This is a genomic window from Microbacterium sp. DWRC1-3 (assembly GCF_049896645.1).
GTDB classification, from domain to species: Bacteria; Actinomycetota; Actinomycetes; order Actinomycetales; family Microbacteriaceae; genus Microbacterium; species Microbacterium maritypicum.
The window spans coordinates 566,631-583,068 of record NZ_JAFCUS010000002.1 but is presented as its reverse complement, the minus strand read 5'-3'; the positions used below and the strand labels follow the sequence as shown (position 1 = coordinate 583,068).

The window sequence follows — 16,438 nt, the reverse complement described above, 5'->3', positions numbered from 1 at the left end:
CCTGTCTCAGCCGGCGCTGGTCATCCTCTGCTGCACAGTGAAGCACCCCAGGAGTGCTTCACGCGCCGTCTGCGCACCGAGCCTACTGGCTGCGGCGACCTCCACGGTCGGCAGCGGCAACGGACTCACAGTGGGAAGACCCACGTTGACGACGACGGCGCGGGGATCACGCACAGCAGCGCGTTCGACGAGCGCACGCTGCGCGGCATCCGTGTCGGGCCGATCGATCAGGAGCACGGTGGTCCCTGACGCTGCCGTGACCTCGTCGAGCACACGATCCTGTTCGGACTCCGGTGCGGATGCCACGTCGAGGCGCACGCGCAGCCCCTCCTCCGCGAGCGCGCTCGCGACGTAGGAACCGGCGCTGTCGACGGCGAGCGTCGATCGACGACGCGCATCGATCACGGCGAGCTCGGATGCCGTCTCGAGGGCGCCGCCGGAGATCGTCACCACACGGCGCACGATCTCGGCCGCGTCGAAGTCGTCCGTCGGCTCCTCCTCGTCGGCGGCAGCGGCTGCCGCACGGAGCTTGGTCGCGAGAGCCGCGACCCGGCCGGCGGCCTCCTCGACGCGCGCCCGGGAGAGCGAACCGTCACGCAGCGCGGCGATGATGCCGTCTCTGGCCGCACGGAAGTCCTGCTCATCTTGATCGGGAAGAGCGGCATCACCGGGGTTGGTGGGGTTCCCGATGCAGAGGAGGTCTGCTCCGGCGGCGAGTGCCAGGGCTGCTCCCCCACCGAGTCCCACCGTCTCTCGGATCGCGGCCATGTCGAGCGCGTCGGTGATGATGACGCCGTCGTAGCCCCAGTCGCGCAGCATGCCGAGCACCCGCGGGTTGAGCGTCGCGGGCTGCTCCCCCCACGCCGGGACCACTATGTGCGCGGTCATGACGGCGTCAACTCCGGCGTCGATCGCCGCACGGAAGGGCTCCAGGTGCACCCGCTCGAACTCCTCGAGATCGAGCGTGATCTCGGGGAGCGAGTGATGCGAATCCATGTGGGTGTCGCCGTGGCCGGGGAAGTGCTTGACGCAGGCGGCGACCGCCCCGTCCTGGATGCCGTCGATCGTCGCGACCACGTGCCGGGAGACCAGCGCCTCGTCATCGCCGAACGCCCGCACGCCGATCACCGGGTTGCGGGGGTCGGTGTTGACGTCTGCGACCGGACCGAGCACCACATTGGCGCCGACCGCCCGCACACGTCTGGCCAGCTCCGCACCGGTCTTCTCGGAGGCGACGAGGTCGTCGAGCAGACCGAGCTGGGCGGCTCCGGGGACGGTCGATCCGGTGGCCGACTCGAGCCGGGTGACGCTGCCGCCCTCTTCGTCGATGCCGATCAGGGCGTCGGGGTTCGCGTCGAGGATCGCGGCGCTGAGAGCCGGAAGCCCCTCGCCGACGTTCTGCCCGAAGTACACGACTCCGGCCAGGCCCTCACGCAGTTCGTCACGCAGCCACTGGGGCGCTTCCGTGCCGAAGAAGCCCGGCCACAGCACGCCGTTGGCGAGACGTTCGAGGTCGTCGGTCATCCCTTCACCGCTCCTGCCACCATGCCGGAGGCGAGCTTGCGCTGCACCAGCACGAAGAAGATCATGACGGGGACGGTGATGATGGTCGACGCGGCCATGATGCTGCCCCAGTCGTTGGAGTGCAGTCCGAAGAACGACTTCAGACCGATCGAGACCGTGTACTGGTCGGTCTGAGCGCCGAGGATCGTCATCGCGAAGATGAACTCGTTCCACGCCGTGATGAAGCTGAAGATGCTGGTCGCCACGAGGCCGGGCATGACGAGCGGCAGCAGCACCGAGCGGAACATGCGCCACCAGCTCGCACCGTCGATGTACGCGGCCTCTTCGAGCTCGACCGGGACGGCGGCCACGAAGCCGCGCAGCATCCAGATCCCGAAGGCGAGCGACAGTGCGACATAGACGACCATCAGGCCGAGGATGCTGTTGAGCAGCCCCAGGCTCTTGACCTGCAGGAACAGCGGGATGACGAGCGCCTCGAGCGGCACCATCTGCACGATCAGGATCATCATCAGGATCGTGGTGCGGAACTTGAACTTGAACCGTGCGACGGCGACGGCGGCGAGCAGACACACGAGCGCACTCACGAGCACGGTGACCAGCGCCACGATCGCCGAGTTGCGCAGGTAGGTGCCGAATCCGCCGTCGGTGAGCACGAACGCGAAGTTGTCCCACGTGAACTCCTGCGGGAGCAGCGACTGCCCACCACTGGAGGCCTTGCCGTCGAAGGCACTGGAGACCATCCAGTAGACGGGGAACAGCGTGAAGATCAGGACCGCGGCGACCGCGATTCCGATTCCGATGCGGGAGCGGAGCCTCGGGCGCGGGTTCACAGCTCGTCCTCCTTCATGAGGGAGCGGATGTAGACGATCGTGATGCCGATCAGGACGAGCGTGAGCAGCACGGCGAGCGCCGCACCGAAGCCGTAGCGGTTCTGACCGAAGGACTCCACGTACGACCAGACGCCGAGGTTCAGCACCTGACGGTTGCCACCGCCACCGCCGGGCATCAGGTACACCTGGGCGAAGACCTTGAAGTCCCAGATCGTCGACAGGATGATCACGACCGAGAAGACGGGCTTGAGCGTGGGGAAGATGATCTTCCAGAATCGGCGCCAGGCGCCGGCGCCGTCGAGGGCTGCAGCCTCGAGCATCTCCTTCGAGACGCCGAGCAGTCCGGCGAGCACCGTGATGGCGACGAACGGGAATCCGTGGTGCACCACGTTCAGGAGCACGATGGCGTAGAACGACCACTGGTTCGTGAACCAGTTGACCGGGTCGTCCATGAGACCGAGGTCACGCAGCACGGCGTTGAAGATGCCGCGGTCGGCATCGAAGATGAAGGTCCAGACATAGGTGCCGGTCACGGCGGGCATCGCCCAGGCGACCATGATGCAGCTGGAGACGATGACGCGCCAGGTGGTGCCCAGACGCGCGAGCAGCAGAGCCACGAGCGTGCCCACGGCGACGGTGACGAACACCGCCACAGCGGCGAAGCCGACCGTGTTGGGCAGCACCACCGTCCAGAGAGTCGGGTTGGTGAGCGCCTCGACGTAGTTGTCGAGACCGATCCAGTTGTTCTCCCCGGTGTTGATCTCGCGCAGGCCGTAGTCCTGCAACGAGTAGATGAACACCTGGATGAGCGGCCAGAGCATGAGCACCGCGAGGATGGCCAGCCCGGGCGCGAGAAGGAGCCAGGGGCGGGCCGCGACGATCGAGAGACCGCGTCGCTTCCGGCCGCTGGCCACGGAGGCGGAGGTGGACTCCGCCTTCGTGGCCGGCAGTGGCGCTTGCACCATCGACATGGAAGGAGTGCTTCCTTACTTCTGGTTGAGCAGTTCGGTCATCTCGGCTGCGGCGTCCTTCGTCGCGGTCGCGACGTCCTTCTGCCCGCTGAGGATGGCCTGAATCATGGAGTTGGTCGTCTTCTTCGCCTGCACGGCGCCGAAGTTCGGGGTGACCGGGACGGATGCGCCGCCATCGACCATCTGCTCGGCGAACGGTGCGACCAGCGGGTCGGTCGAGGCCAGTGCCTCTTCCATCGCGGACTGGACGCCCGGGAAGTACCCGGTCTCGTTCGACCACTGCTCGGCGAGGTCGCCCGTGGTCACCAGCTTGACGAACTCCCACGCCAGGTCGGCGTTCTTGGTCGTGTTGAAGATCGAGAGGTGCGATCCGCCGAGCACGGAGGGAGCGATGCCGCCGTCTTCACCCGGGATGGCTGCTGCACCGATCTTGCCCTCGAGGTCGGGGTTGGTCTCGATGAGCTTGTTCGGCGTCCAGGAGCCGGAGAGCATCATGGCGACATTGCCCTGGGTGAACGCGTCGCTGAGGTCGGTCTCCTTCCAGGTGGTGGCACCTGCGGAGGAGAAGCCGTGCTCGGTGGCCAGGCCCGTGTAGAACTCGATGCCCGCCTGCGATTCCTTGCTGTCGAGCTCGCTCGTCCAGGTCTTGCCGTCCTTCGTGGCGATCTCGCCGCCCGCGCCCCAGACCCAGGGGTAGACCTGGAACTCGGCGTCACCGGGGACGGGGAAGGGGAGCATGTCGGGCTTGGCGGCCTTGATGGCCTCACCCGCTGCGACGATGTCGTCCCACGTCTTCGGAGCCTCGAGTCCGAGCTCCTCGAACACGTCGGCGCGGTACACGAGCGAGCGGACGCCGGCGTACCACGGCATGCCGTACAGCTCTCCGTCGTAGGTGCCGGCGACTTCGAGACCCTCGACGAGGTCGCCGCGGAGGCCCTTCTCGGCGTCGACGTACTCGTCGATCGGCAGCAGCGCGCCGGCATCGGCGAACTCGGCGGTCCAGGTGGTTCCGGTCTCGGCGATGTCGGGAGTCGTGCCACCGGCGATGGAGGTCACGAAGCGGTCGTGGGCGTCTGCCCACTGGATCTCCTCGATCTTGACCGTGGCGCCGGTCTCCTCCTCGAAGGCGTCGGACACCTTGTCGTAGAAGGCGGAGGCGTCGGGGTTGGTGCCCTTCATGATCCAGACGGTGAGCTCCTGGCCCTTGCCGTCGGTGGAGGCGGCGTCGGTGCCGCCGGCGCAGCCGGCGAGGGCGAGCGTGGCCACGGCGCCGAGCGCCACGGCCGAGAGAATGCGCTTGTGCATTGCGGGGATCTCCTCTTTGAAAAGTCCTGGCAAGCATCGGGTACTCACCGGGGGTTAGGAAAAAGTATCCACGACTAACTAATTACCTGCAAGTTCCTCTCACAATCGTCATGCGGCCGTAACATCAGGTTCCCCCGGTAGGCTCCCCGGATGGTTCGCCGCACCCCTGACAAGGACCGTTCGACGGTCGCCCGCCACGCGACGCTCCCCTCCCCCGGGCCTGCCAGAGGATTCCTCAAGATCGCCGGGATCACGCTGGGTGTCGTGCTGGTCTCCGCGATCGCTGTCGCCGCGTTCGTCGTGACCGACTACTTCAACCGCTTCAACGAGGGCGCCGTCACGCTGGAAGACGCTCCCGAGGTCGAACCCCCCTCCATCAGCGCCTTCCCCGGCGAGTTCAGCGTGCTGCTGATCGGCACCGACGAGTGCGGCGAAGTGTCGACGGGCCTGCTGGGCGAGCGCTGCTCGGAAGCGGACGGCGGGATCCTCAACGACGTGAACCTGCTCGTGCATGTGTCGGCGGAACCGCGCAAGGTCACCGTGATCTCGTTCCCCCGCGACCTGATGCTCGAGACCCCCGAGTGCACCCTGCCCGACGGCTCCGTCGCCTCGGCGACGCGCAAGACCCAGATCAACTCGGTCTTCCAGCGGGCAGGCATCTCATGCGTGGCGAAGACCATCACCGACCTCACCGGCGTGGAGATCCCCTTCGCCGCCAAGATCGACTTCGACGGGGTGATCGACGTCACCGACGCCATCGGCGGGGTCGAGGTGTGCATCGGTGGCGAGGGCATCCGCGACGACCAGACGGCCATCGACTGGGAGCCGGGACCGCGCACGGTCTCGGGCTACGAAGCCCTGCAGTTCATCCGCACGCGGCACGGCGTCGGCGACGAGAGCGACATGGCACGGGTGTCGAACCAGCAGCAGTACATGTCTCGTCTGGTGAAGAAGATCATGAGCGACGAGGTGCTGTCCGACCCGGGCAAGGTGCTGGGGCTCGCGAACACCGTCGTCGACAACATCGATCCGAGCGACAAGCTGGCCAACCCGGTCCGGCTCGCCCAGCTCGCACTATCGGTCAAGGATGTGCCGTTCTCGGAGTTCGTCTTCCTGCAGTACCCGGTGTTCGCCGATCCCGACGATTCCGACCGCGTGATCCCGAACCGCGACGCCGCGGCCACCATCTGGGACGCCCTGAAGGCGGGCCAGCCCGTGCAGCTCACCGGCGATGTCAGCAACAACGGAGGCGTCGAGCTCGTCGAACCGGCACCGGGCGCCGAGGCGGAGGTTCCGACGACGGATCCCGCGACCGACGCCCCCGCGACGGAGGCTCCGGTGCCGCGCGCGACGCTCGACTCCGCCATCTCCGGGCAGACGGCCGAGCAGGAGACCTGCGCGAACGGCAGGCAGCGCTGACGCTGTGCCCCCAGCGCGTAGGCTCGTGCCCATGGGCCGGACGAGATCGCGAGACACCGAGCACCCCCAGACCCGACTCGATCACGGCGGCATCGCCAGCATCATTCCGTCGGAGTTCACGAGCGGTTTCGAGCTGATCGTCGACGGCACCCCGCAGTCGCACGTCGACCTGGACGACCCGACGCACCTGCACTTCGAGTACATCGTGCGCATGGGAGCGGTGATCGACCAGCTCGCACCGGGTGCGCTGACGGCCGTGCACCTCGGTGCCGGTGCGCTGACGATCCCCCGCTATATCGAGGCCACGCGCCCGGGCTCACGTCAGCAGGTCATCGAACTCGAAGCCCCGCTCGCGCAGCTGGTGCGGGAGCACCTCCCGCTGCCCAAGGGCGCACCGATCCGGGTCAGGATCGGTGATGCCCGCGAGGGAGTCGCGAAGCTGCCGAGCGCGCTGCGGGCGCAGTGCGACCTCGTCGTCTCCGACGTGTATTCGGGGGCGCAGACGCCCGCCCACCTCACCAGCGTCGAGTTCTACCGCGAGCTGGCGGAGCTGCTGTCGACCGACGGTGTGCTCCTCGTCAACGTCGCCGACGGTCCCGGGCTCGCGTTCGCCCGCCGTCAGGCCGCGACGATCGCGCACGTACTCCCCGAGATCGGCATCCTCGCCGACACCCAGGTGCTCAAGGGGCGACGCTTCGGGAACCTCGTCATCGCCGCTTCGGCCACTCCCCTGCCGACGGAGTGGCTGCCGCGCATCCTGGCCGCGGGTCCCCACCCCGCGAAGATCGCGCAGGGCGCAGAGGTCGACGCGTTCATTCAGGGCGCACGGATCGTCACCGACGTCGACGCCGTCGCCTCCCCTCGGCCGGACGCTTCGCTCTTCCTGCGCTGAGCCACGACGCGGTCATCCGGCACCCCGGGAAGAACCGACGCAGCGGGGCGACGGCGTGTCGAGGACAGGATGCCGCGACCAGGGCGCGCCGCCCCCACGAGCCCACGACCGGAAGGCAGACTGGTAGGGGACGCTGCGGAAGGAGAGCAATGAGTTTCATCCGGGGATACGACCAGGAGACCCTCCGCGAAAAGGTCGATCTCGATGAGTGCGAGACACGTCTCGCGGAGATCGATTCGCAGCGCAGCCTGCCCGCTCTGCTGGAGCGCGTGTGGCTGCTGAAGGTGCTCGACCGCCTCGACGAGGCGCTCGATCTGGCAGATGAGACGGTGCGCCAGGCACGCATGGCCGGCACTCGCAAGGACGTTCTGCGCGCCCGCGTGCTGCACGCGACGATCCTGCAGTACCGTGGCGCGCATGCCGCGGCCGAACAGGAGCTCTCGACCTGCGCGACCGAGGCGGAAGGGCAGCGTTGGCTGTCGATCGCCGCCTTCGCCTATCAGCACCACGGCAAGAACGCCTACGACGCGGGCGACTACGAGACCGCCAGGGAGAGCTTCAAGCAGTCGCTGTTCCTTCGCCGTGAGTCCGGCGCGCAGGACAGCGAGCTCGAGACCGCGCTCCTGGCCATCGAGGCCGTCGAGCGGCGTCGCCCGCCGCAGCTCATCGCGGGCTGACCCCGTGCCGCGACGATGTCGGCGGCATGGCTTAGCCTGATCGCATGGCGGAACTTGACCGTGTGCGCGTCTGGGGCGAAGCACTGATCATGCTGCATCTCGACGACAGCTGGTCCTTCGGCTTCGACAATGCCAAGCGTCGGGCCGGCCAATGCGACTACACGAAGAAGCGCATCACCGTGTCGCGCTACCTCGCCGCACGCTTCGAAGACGACGACATCCACCAGGTGCTGCTGCACGAGGTCGCGCACGCCCTCGCCGGCCACGCGGCAGCGCATGGACCGGTATGGAAGCGCGTCGCCCGCGACCTCGGCTACGTCGGCGGCACGACCCATCACGGTGAGACGGCCGTGGAGCTCGCGCCCTGGGTGGGCAGCTGCCCCGCGGGGCACGTGACCTACCGGCACCGTCGCCCCACGAGACCCACATCTTGCGCGCGCTGCTCGCGGACGTTCGATTCCCGGCATCTGTTCGCCTGGACCCGACGCGAGATCTCGACCGACGTGCGCCTCGCTGCGCAGATGCCGCGCTGACGGCGACTCAGTCGTTCGGCTCGTCGAGGCTTTCGGACCGCGTGGCCTCCGCCGCATCGGGGGAATTGCGCCGGCGACGCAGCAGCGCGGTGATCGCGCGCCAGCCGACCAGGAAGGCCCCGAGCACGAGGGTCGCCACGATGATGAACGGCACCTCGGCGGTGTCGCCGCTGAGCACGCGGATGAGCATTCCTCCCGCGACCGTCACGATCCAGACCACGGCACCCCACAGCACGGACCAGGGGCGGCGTGGCCGACCGGGCAGCAGCGCCGCGAGGAGATGCCCGATGAGCAGGGCGATCAGGAAGGGCCACGCCGTGAGCAGGAAACCGGCAGGGTTCTCGTCATGGGAGGCGCGGCCGATCGCGGCGAAGATCAGCACGAGCACGACATCGACGACGACAGCGGGAAGGTACCTCATGCCACGACCCTACGTGCCTCGAACCGAAGCAGCGCCCGCCCCGCGGCATCCGGCGGAATAACCGCACCCGAAGCGGGCGTCACTCGAAACGGGTGAACGATCCGTCGCGCAGCACCGGTACGAGATCGACCGCGTCGAGCACGGCGGCGTCCGCCACCGATGTCGGCACCAGTCCCGACGCTTCGATGCGGGCGGTAGCGATGACTCCGTCGGCGAGCTCGCGGCCGGAACCGCTCGCACCGACCATGTGCCGCACGGCGCCGCGGAGAGCATGGAAGCCCTCCGCGGCCACCGCAGCATCCGGAGCCGTGTGATCGATGCCCCGAGCAGAGAGCGCCGACACGATCGCTCCGGCTCCGAGCTGGTCCTCGACCGCAAACCGCAACGTCCCCGCGGAGTCGAGCTCACCCGCCGCGATGACGGCGACCGAAGTGCGTGCCTGCCGTCGTTCCTGGATGGTCTGCACCGCCCGCGCGACAGCCGCCGCGTTGCGGATGCCTCCCACGAGCACCGTCGAGTCCGTGGAGGCCGCGGCGCACACGGCTGCACCGTTGCGGGACCAGCGCTGCGCCTCTTCCAGTGCGACGGTGACGCCCGAGGCCGTGGCATCGATGACCGTAGAGGAGAACCGCAGCACATCGACGACCACGACGACATCGGCGGTGGCGAGACGGGCGAGACCCGCAGTGCCCCAGTCGAGGCGGACCTGGTACGTGGACTGATCGAACGGCGACGGCATCCGACCAGCCTAGAGGCGTCAATCCGCTGCGAGCGCCTCGACCGGAGCCACCCTGGTGGCCAACCTCGTGGGCGTCGCCGCCGCCACCAGCGTGAGCACCGCCGTCGCGACGACGATGATGGCGACCGGGATCCACGGGATCTGCGGAGCCACGAGCCCCGCCGGGGTGAACTCCGGCAGCGTCGGCACCGAGCCCAGCAGCGACTGCGCGGCGATCCAGCCGTACGCGACGCCCAGCACGAGCCCCGTCAGAGTCGCCGCGACCGTGATGTGCGTGGCTTCGAGCAGCACCATCCGTCGCACCTGGCGGTTGGACAGACCGATCGAGCGCAGCAGTCCCAGCTCCCGGCGCCGCTGCACCACCCCGATCGTGAGCAGGTTCACCAGACCGACCGCGGCGATCACGGCCGAGACGGCGACCAGCACCATCATCACCGCAGCGAACGCATCCATCGGGGCGAAGAACTCCTCCGGGACCTCGCCCGTGACCTGGCTCATCATCAGACGCTTGGCCGATTCGAGGGCCACGGCGAACATCGTCACCAGGGTCACCCCCATCACCACGCCGATCGCCATCCGCGACGAGCGCTCCGGGTAGCGCAGTGCGTTCTCGGCGGCGAGGCGCGCGGTCGCACTCGACCCGAACATGCGTCCCACCAGGCGCAGGACCGGCGGCATGAACAGGACGGATCCGAGAGCGAGGCCCGTGAACGAGAGCACGCCTCCGAAGAAGGCGACCACGACACCGAGCGGCGTGAGGAGTCCGACCAGCACGCCGCCCACCAGGAGCGCGGCGCCGGCGATCAGCAGCACCCAGGCGCCGATGTGCCGCCCCGCCTTGCCGGAGACCTCGTCGTGCGTGCGCTCGACCGAACCGCCGAGTGCCTGCAGCGGGGTCACCGACAGCACGCGCCGGGAGCCTGCCCACGCCGCCGCCCAGGTGGTGAGGGCGACACCGATCGCCGGCAGCGCCACGAACGGCTGGGCGAGCGAGAAGTCGGAGGGGGCGTTGTCGATCAGCTGCCCGCCGATCTGCACCCCGATCACCGCGAGCAGGAGGCCGGCGAGCAGACCGATCGCCGCGCCGAGAAGCCCGACGACGAGTCCCTGCTTTCCGACCTCTGACCGCTGCGAACGCGCAGTCGCCCCGATCAGACGCATGAGCGCGATCTGACGGGTGCGTCCGGCGATGATCGTCGAGAAGGTGTTCGCGGTGACGATGGCGGCGACATACATCGCGACCACGGTCAGCAGCACCGACAGCAGGGCCACCACGAAGGCGAGCGTCCCGCTGTCACCGATGAAGGGGTCGGCCTGCAGCACGGCGCCGATGTAGGCGGTGATCTCGACGAGGAGCACACCGAACGCGGCAGACAACGCAGCGACCAGGATGCTCGCGCCCATCCCCCGATCGCGCAGCCACGCCAGCCGGGGGCCGGTCGCCCGCGATTCGGGGACGACCGTGGCGACGGCGGTCATGCCGCCACCTCGGCGGCGAGCATGTAGGCCGAGATCTCCTCGGCGCTCTGGCGCGGGTGGTCGGCGACGATGCGGCCGTCGCCGAGGTAGAGCACGCGGTCGGCGTGGCTCGCGGCGATCGCGTCGTGCGTGACCATCGCGATGGACTGGCCGTGCTCGCGGCTCGCGGTGGCGAGCAGTCGCAGCACCTCGCGCCCGGTCTTCGAGTCGAGGTTTCCGGTGGGCTCGTCGGCGAAGACCAGATCCGGTGCGGTGGCGAGGGCACGGGCGATGGCCACGCGCTGCTGCTGACCGCCGGACAGCTGGTGCGGACGATGAGCGAGACGCGAACCGAGCCCGAGCGTCTCGACAAGTCCGTCGATGCGCGCCCGCTCGATCGCACTCGGCCGACGACCGTCGAGCTCGAACGGAAGCATGATGTTGCCGAGCGCATCGAGCGTCGGGACCAAGTTGAACGCCTGGAAGATGAAGCCGACGCGTCGACGCCGCAGGATCGTGAGGTCGATGTCACCGAGGCCGGTGATCTCGGTGTCTCCGATCCAGGCACGCCCTTCGGTGGGATTGTCGAGTCCCGCCATGATGTGCATCAGGGTGGACTTGCCGGAACCGGACGGCCCCATGATCGCGGTGAACTGCCCACGGCGGATGCCGACGCTCACATCGTCCAGCGCACGGACGGTGCCCTCGCCGGAGCCGTAGGTCTTCTTCAGGTGCTGGACGCGGGCGGCGAGCCCGAGGTCGGTGGTCGTGATCTCCATGACTCCGACGTTATTTCCGCGGCCCCGCGCGGGTCATCGCTCCCGGGGACCCTTCCGCATACATCGCAAGGATGATCTGCGGGGTCGGCCGGAGCGCGCGGGGGATCAGGCGAGGCCGTGCTCGAAGGCGAAGACCACCAGCTGCACGCGGTCGCGCAGCGCGAGTTTGCTGAGGATGCGACTGATGTGCGTCTTCACGGTCGCCTCGCTCAGATACTCGCGAGCGGCGATCTCGGAGTTCGAGAGCCCGCGGGCGGCGAGCGCGAAGATCTCCCGCTCACGGTCCGTGAGGTCGGTGTACTGCGCGGGCACGGGCTTGGGTGCCTCGGCGAAGTGCTCGAACAGGTCGCGCGTCGCCGAGGCGGCGATCACACTCGACCCCGAGTGCACCGTGCGGATCGCGGCGAGCAGGAACTCGGGGTCGGCGTCCTTGAGGAGGAAGCCGCTCGCCCCCTGACGGATGGCCCGCGCCGCCGCCTCGTCGAGGTCGAACGTGGTGAGCATGACGATGCGCGGCGGCTCCGGGCGTGCCAGGATCTCGGCGGTCGCGGTGAGCCCGTCCATGACGGGCATCCGGATGTCCATCAGCACCACGTCCGGGCGGGTCATGCGGACGACGTCGAGCGCCTCCTTCCCGTCGCCGGCTTCCCCCACCACTTCGAGGTCGGGCTGGGAGGCGACGAGCATCCGGATGCCGGCACGGAAGAGCGCCTGGTCGTCGACGAGCACGACTCTGATCATTCGGAGACTCCGATCGGGAGCGTGGCGTGGACGACGAACTGTGTCCCTCGGCGCTCGGCTTGCAGACTACCGCCGACGAGCTGTGCGCGTTCACGCATGCCGATGACTCCGTGTCCGCCCGGCGCGACGGTCGCCTCGCCCGTGACCGTGTTGCGCACGTCGACGTCGACACGATCCGGCAGCCAGGCGAGGTTCACGTCGACCGCGCCGTCGCCGTGTCGGATCGCGTTCGTGAGTGCTTCCTGCAGGATGCGGTAGACCGCGAGCTGGATGGCGGCGGGCGGCTCCCCCGGCGGCGTCGGATCGACCGTGACCCGCGGTTCGATGCCCGCCTGTCTCACCTGCGCGAACAGCGCTTCGAGATCGGCGAGCGTGGGCTGCGGACCGTCGCCCTGCCGGTGCCGCAGCTGCGTGAGGAGCATCCGCACGTCGCTCAGAGCGCCGCGTGCCGTCTGGGCGATGGTCCCGAGTGCCTCGGTCGCGACTTCGGGTTTCACGGCGGCGGCGTATCGGGCGCCATCGGCCTGCGCGATCACGACCGCGAGCGAGTGCGCGACCACGTCGTGCATGTCGCGCGCGATGCGCACGCGCTCCTGCTCCTCCGCGGCGAGCGCCTCCGCCTGCAGCTGAGCCGACCTGGTGCCGCGAGCGCGCAGCACCACACGCCACAGCAGTCCGCACACCCAGGCGAACCCGAGCGCCATGACCGAGACGACGAGGAGGAGCGTGCCCGCGGTGACCTTCTCCCAGCCGGACCCGGTTCCGAAGGCGACGCCGTTCACGATGATCATGAAGACGGCCGCGACGAACCCTCCGAACAACGCGGATCCGAAGCCCCACCAGAGCACACGGCGCGTGCCCCACGCCGAGGTGGCGTAGAGCACGAGCAGGATCGCGAAGTTCACCGGGAGCGGCCCGAAGCCGGACAGCATCTGCAGCACGGCACCGGCCCACGCAGCGGCGAGGGCCCACCCCGGGGCGAGCCGGCCGATCGCGACGCCACCGCACATCAGCACGCTCGCGATGAAGACACCCACGACCGCGAACCCCCCGATCGCGTCGTTGCCCGTCCCCGGCCCGTAGAACACGAGCGAGGTCGGTACGAGTACGAGGAACAGCAGCGCCGCCCCGACGATGTCGAGGATCAGCGCGGTGCGGGAGAGCGGGCGGATCACTCCCCCACGCTACGCGAGGGCCTGGCCGCGGGCATCCGTCGCGGGATGTATCTGGGCCGCGTCAGGCCCGGGCGATGATCTCGCCGTGCGGCACCAGGTACCACCCGTCGCCGTCGTCGGCCCAGCGCTTCCAGGCGTCGCTGATCTCCTGCAGATCGGCCCGCGTCGCCATGTCGCTGTCGACGAGCTGCCGCGCGAGCGCCGACTCGAGGATGCGGTCGGCCCACATGCCGCCCCACCAGGCCCGCTCGGCGGGAGACGCGTAGCACCAGGTGGATGCCGTCGCGGTGATGTCCGTGAATCCCGCGGCGCGCGCCCAGGACAGCAGCCGGCGTCCCGCATCCGGCTCCCCGCCGTTGGCCCGTGCCGCCGTGCGGTACAGGGTGAGCCAGCGATCGAGCTCCGGCAGTTCCGGGAAGCAGAGGAAGCCCGCGTAGTCCGCGTCTCGCGCGGCGACGATCCCCCCGGGAACGGCGACGCGGCGCATCTCGCGCAGGGCCGTCACCGGGTCGCCGACGTGCTGGAGCACCTGGTGCGCGTGCACGACATCGAACGAGTCGTCGGGAAAGCTCAGCGCGTGCACGTCCTCGATCGAGAACGAGAGGTTGGTGAGCCCGCGCTCGGCCACGAGTCCCTGCGAGAGCGACAGGGCGCTCTCATCGATCTCGGTGGCCGTGACGTGGGCGACGATGCCGGCGAAATCGGCCGTGATGCTGCCCGGCCCCGCACCCACGTCGAGAAGACGGGTCGTGGCGGTGAGGTGCGGGCGAAGGTACTCGGCGGAGTTCGCGATGTCGCGCACGTTGTGCGAGCGGAGGACGGATTCGTGATGTCCATGCGTGTACGAGGCCATGCGGCCCAGTCTGGCAGAGCGTGCGCTCAGTGCAGGTCGGCGACCATGCGACGGATGGCCTCGCGGTCGGGCTTACCCGAGGAGAGCACCTCGATCTCGTCCACCATGATCAGCCGGACGGGACGGGCGTGCTTGCCGAGTTCGTCCTCGACGGCGTCGCGAGCGTGCGCGAGCTGCTCCGACTCGCTGCGGCGGAGCACCTCGCCCCGAGCCGCGACGATCACGGACGCCTCGCCCCAGCGCTCATCCTCCACGCCGACGACCACGGCCTCATGAAGGCCCGCGATCCGGCGGACGATCCGCTCCACACGGTCGAGGGAGATGTTGATCCCCCCGGACACGATCACGTTGTCGGCGCGGCCGTGCACACGGACGACACCGTCTTCGACGAGGCCGAGATCGCCCGTGCGGTACCAGCGGATGCCGTGCTCATCGCGCACGAACGTGCGGGCGGTCAGCGACCCGTCGCCGAGATACCCCTCGGCGAGCATGGGACCGGCGATGCGCAGCTCACCGTCGACCGTCCGCACGCCGACCGTGTCGAGGGGCACACCGTCGTAGACGCATCCCCCACTGGTCTCGGTCGAACCGTAGGTGCGCACCAGTCGCACACCGAGGTCGGCCGCCCGTTCCCGCAGCGGCTCCGGGAGGGCCTGGCCGCCCACCAGGATCGCCCGATAGGCCTGCAGTGCCGCCCGCACGGCGGTGTCATCCGCCGCGTCGAGCAGGGTCGCGACCTGAGCGGGGACGAGGGAGGTGTACGGGTCGGGGATCCCCGCCTTCGACGCCGGCCGCAGCATCTCGAGAGTCGCCTCGGCGAACGACACCGGCGAGAACCGGCCCTCTATCCGTGCCGGTCGCGTGTCGGCGAGGATCGACCGCACCAGCACCTGAAGCCCCGCGACATAGCCGGCCGGCAGCGCGAGCAGCCAGCGTCCGCTGCCGATGCGCGCCGCCGTGGCCTCGGCACTCGCCCGCAGGGCCTCCCCGCTCAGGGCGACCCGCTTCGGGATGCCGCTCGATCCCGACGTCGCGATCACGGCGGCGAGGCCGTCCGCCACGTTCTCCGGGGCGCCGTCCACCATCCCGAGTCCCAGAGCAGGGCCCCCGTCGAGCGCACGCCGCAGGGCTTCCCGCAGCAGAACCGGATCTTCGGCATCCGTGGGGATCAGGGCGGTCATGCGGGTCTCCGACTCAGTAGTGCCAGGGGAAGGAGGACCAGTCGGGGTCGCGCTTCTCGAGGAACGAGTCGCGACCCTCGACGGCCTCGTCGGTGCCGTAGGCGAGGCGGGTGGCCTCTCCCGCGAAGACCTGCTGACCGACCAGCCCGTCGTCGACGGCGTTGAAGGCGAACTTCAGCATGCGGATCGCCGTCGGCGACTTGGTCAGCACCGTGCGCGCCATCTTCAGCGCCTCGCGCTCGAGCTCGGCATGCGGCACCACGCGGTTCACCGCACCCATCTCGTACGCACGCTGGGCGGAGTACTCCTCGGCGAGGAAGAACACCTCGCGGGCGAACTTCTGCCCCGTCTGGCGGGCCATGTAGGCGGAGCCGTAGCCGGCGTCGAAGCTGCCCACGTCGGCGTCCGTCTGCTTGAAACGCGCCTCTTCCGCGGAGGCGATCGTGAGGTCGCAGACCACGTGCAGGGAGTGTCCGCCGCCGGCCGCCCATCCGGGCACGACCGCGATGACGACCTTCGGCATGAAGCGGATGAGCCGCTGCACCTCGAGGATGTGCAGACGGCCGACGGCGGCACGGCCCGCGCCGTCGACGATCGCGGTCTCCGTGTCGGAGTACTTGTAGCCGTCGCGACCGCGGATGCGCTGGTCACCGCCCGAGCAGAACGCCCAGCCGCCATCCTTCGGGCTCGGGCCGTTGCCCGTGAGCAGCACCGCACCGATGTGCGCATCCTGCCGGGCGATGTCGAGCGCGCGGTAGAGCTCATCCACGGTGTGCGGACGGAACGCGTTGCGCACCTCCGGCCGGTTGAACGCGATGCGTGCGACTCCGCCGTCACGTGAGACGTGCGCGGTGATGTCGGTGTAGTCCTCAGCACCGGGCGCGAGCACCCATTCGGCCGGGTCGAAGAGGTCGGAGACGAATGCGGTGGTCACGGCATC

Annotated in this window: 17 protein-coding genes; 4 read left to right on the top strand and 13 right to left on the bottom strand. The window is 69.2% G+C overall.

The annotated features are described in order from the left end of the window. Window positions 1–6 precede the first annotated feature (6 nt). The 4 genes from ACP699_RS15450 to ACP699_RS15435 are packed head-to-tail and all read right to left on the bottom strand — an operon-like array spanning window position 7 to window position 4,630. On the bottom strand, window positions 7–1,524 hold the full coding sequence (locus ACP699_RS15450) for a glycoside hydrolase family 3 protein (RefSeq protein ID WP_426172153.1): 1,518 nt from the start codon (window positions 1,522–1,524) through the stop codon (window positions 7–9). After that, entirely contained in the window at window positions 1,521–2,354 is an 834-nt protein-coding gene (locus ACP699_RS15445; RefSeq protein WP_017828171.1) for a carbohydrate ABC transporter permease, read from the bottom strand. The genes ACP699_RS15450 and ACP699_RS15445 overlap by 4 nt, the downstream gene beginning before the upstream one ends. Beyond that, window positions 2,351–3,325, bottom strand: a complete 975-nt coding sequence (locus tag ACP699_RS15440; protein WP_426172151.1) for a carbohydrate ABC transporter permease — start codon at window positions 3,323–3,325, stop codon at window positions 2,351–2,353. Before ACP699_RS15440 ends, ACP699_RS15445 begins: the two co-directional genes overlap by 4 nt. 15 nt (window positions 3,326–3,340) lie before the next feature. Further along, window positions 3,341–4,630, bottom strand: coding sequence for a sugar ABC transporter substrate-binding protein (locus tag ACP699_RS15435; RefSeq protein WP_426172148.1), 1,290 nt, complete (start codon window positions 4,628–4,630; stop codon window positions 3,341–3,343). A gap of 150 nt (window positions 4,631–4,780) precedes the next feature. Between ACP699_RS15435 and ACP699_RS15430 the strand changes: the two genes are divergently transcribed. The 4 genes from ACP699_RS15430 (at window position 4,781) to ACP699_RS15415 (ending at window position 8,151) form a co-directional block, all read left to right on the top strand. Continuing rightward, window positions 4,781–6,049 carry an LCP family protein gene (locus tag ACP699_RS15430; RefSeq protein ID WP_426172146.1) on the top strand — a complete coding sequence of 423 codons (1,269 nt, stop codon included), beginning with the start codon at window positions 4,781–4,783 and terminating at the stop codon, window positions 6,047–6,049. 31 nt (window positions 6,050–6,080) lie between these two features. Beyond that, window positions 6,081–6,941: a spermidine synthase gene (locus tag ACP699_RS15425; RefSeq protein WP_426172144.1), complete on the top strand. Its 861-nt coding sequence runs from the start codon at window positions 6,081–6,083 to the stop codon at window positions 6,939–6,941. 149 nt (window positions 6,942–7,090) lie between these two features. Further along, window positions 7,091–7,618: a hypothetical protein gene (locus ACP699_RS15420; protein ID WP_017828166.1), complete on the top strand. Its 528-nt coding sequence runs from the start codon at window positions 7,091–7,093 to the stop codon at window positions 7,616–7,618. 44 nt (window positions 7,619–7,662) lie between these two features. Continuing rightward, window positions 7,663–8,151 (top strand): SprT-like domain-containing protein, encoded by a 489-nt coding sequence (locus ACP699_RS15415; RefSeq protein WP_426172142.1) that lies wholly within the window; start codon window positions 7,663–7,665, stop codon window positions 8,149–8,151. A 7-nt stretch (window positions 8,152–8,158) separates the two neighbouring features. Here the strand turns inward: ACP699_RS15415 and ACP699_RS15410 are convergent, their stop codons facing one another. The 9 genes from ACP699_RS15410 to ACP699_RS15370 all read right to left on the bottom strand — a co-directional run bounded on the left by ACP699_RS15410 (window position 8,159) and on the right by ACP699_RS15370 (window position 16,432). Further along, window positions 8,159–8,572, bottom strand: a complete 414-nt coding sequence (locus ACP699_RS15410; protein ID WP_055870080.1) for a DUF3054 domain-containing protein — start codon at window positions 8,570–8,572, stop codon at window positions 8,159–8,161. Between the two features lie 79 nt (window positions 8,573–8,651). After that, complete coding sequence (locus ACP699_RS15405) at window positions 8,652–9,311, bottom strand: 2-phosphosulfolactate phosphatase (RefSeq protein WP_426172140.1); 660 nt, start codon at window positions 9,309–9,311, stop codon at window positions 8,652–8,654. An 18-nt stretch (window positions 9,312–9,329) separates the two neighbouring features. After that, window positions 9,330–10,790 (bottom strand): ABC transporter permease, encoded by a 1,461-nt coding sequence (locus ACP699_RS15400; RefSeq protein ID WP_055870073.1) that lies wholly within the window; start codon window positions 10,788–10,790, stop codon window positions 9,330–9,332. After that, on the bottom strand, window positions 10,787–11,548 hold the full coding sequence (locus tag ACP699_RS15395; RefSeq protein ID WP_055877157.1) for an ABC transporter ATP-binding protein: 762 nt from the start codon (window positions 11,546–11,548) through the stop codon (window positions 10,787–10,789). The genes ACP699_RS15400 and ACP699_RS15395 overlap by 4 nt, the downstream gene beginning before the upstream one ends. Window positions 11,549–11,653: 105 nt before the next feature. After that, window positions 11,654–12,289: a response regulator gene (locus ACP699_RS15390; protein ID WP_055870070.1), complete on the bottom strand. Its 636-nt coding sequence runs from the start codon at window positions 12,287–12,289 to the stop codon at window positions 11,654–11,656. Then, window positions 12,286–13,464 carry a sensor histidine kinase gene (locus ACP699_RS15385; RefSeq protein WP_055870067.1) on the bottom strand — a complete coding sequence of 393 codons (1,179 nt, stop codon included), beginning with the start codon at window positions 13,462–13,464 and terminating at the stop codon, window positions 12,286–12,288. Before ACP699_RS15385 ends, ACP699_RS15390 begins: the two co-directional genes overlap by 4 nt. Window positions 13,465–13,525: 61 nt before the next feature. Then, on the bottom strand, window positions 13,526–14,317 hold the full coding sequence (locus ACP699_RS15380; protein WP_055870064.1) for a class I SAM-dependent methyltransferase: 792 nt from the start codon (window positions 14,315–14,317) through the stop codon (window positions 13,526–13,528). A gap of 26 nt (window positions 14,318–14,343) precedes the next feature. After that, complete coding sequence (locus tag ACP699_RS15375) at window positions 14,344–15,498, bottom strand: AMP-binding protein (protein ID WP_426172136.1); 1,155 nt, start codon at window positions 15,496–15,498, stop codon at window positions 14,344–14,346. A 13-nt stretch (window positions 15,499–15,511) separates the two neighbouring features. Further along, window positions 15,512–16,432: a 1,4-dihydroxy-2-naphthoyl-CoA synthase gene (locus ACP699_RS15370; protein WP_017828156.1), complete on the bottom strand. Its 921-nt coding sequence runs from the start codon at window positions 16,430–16,432 to the stop codon at window positions 15,512–15,514. Window positions 16,433–16,438 lie beyond the last annotated feature (6 nt).